Source organism: Psychrobacter sp. FME13 (assembly GCF_014861395.1).
Taxonomy (GTDB): Bacteria; Pseudomonadota; Gammaproteobacteria; order Pseudomonadales; family Moraxellaceae; genus Psychrobacter.
In genome coordinates this window covers 1-492 of the sequence record NZ_RRYV01000384.1, presented here as the reverse complement: position 1 = coordinate 492, position 492 = coordinate 1, and the positions used below count along the sequence as shown (strand labels likewise).

Annotated in this window: 1 protein-coding gene; it reads right to left on the bottom strand. The window is 39.6% G+C overall.

Features of this window, described 5'->3' with window-relative positions:
- Positions 1-256: IS1 family transposase (locus EI164_RS16700; RefSeq protein ID WP_192518970.1), on the bottom strand; the 256-nt coding region annotated here is incomplete at its 3' end.
- Positions 257-492 lie beyond the last annotated feature (236 nt).

The following is a 492-nucleotide window of genomic DNA, read 5'->3' as shown; positions in this document are numbered from 1 at the left end:
TGGTGCCCAATACTTTACCGATACTGACTGAGGCTATAATAGCTATGTCTCTAACACCGCAACCTCTCACCGTCATTAGCCGTATGATGTCTTCTATTTTAGAGTGACAGCCCTTATAAGTTAAGGCATGGTCACCAATGAATTGACGTTTGCAGTCCTTGCATTGGTAGTTCTGCTTGCCATAGCTTTTTATGCCGTTTTTCTTTAAACTGGGACTGTGACAGTCGGGGCAGCTGATATCTATTTGTGTCTTCATAACCTCAAATATATCATCTTGCTTTGGCTGTCACCCTCCTTTATTTCTTCAGCATACTTTCTGACACACCACCAACGGATTTAATTTATAAGTAACATTTTTTATTTTCTTAGATTAACACATGAAGTGCAATACCAAATGCAAGGTGAAAAAAAGACCTAGATGCGCTAGCATCAAAGTTTTTATCCACCGACCAAAGTGAGATTGCAACCATGAGCTATACACATCTAAGCCTA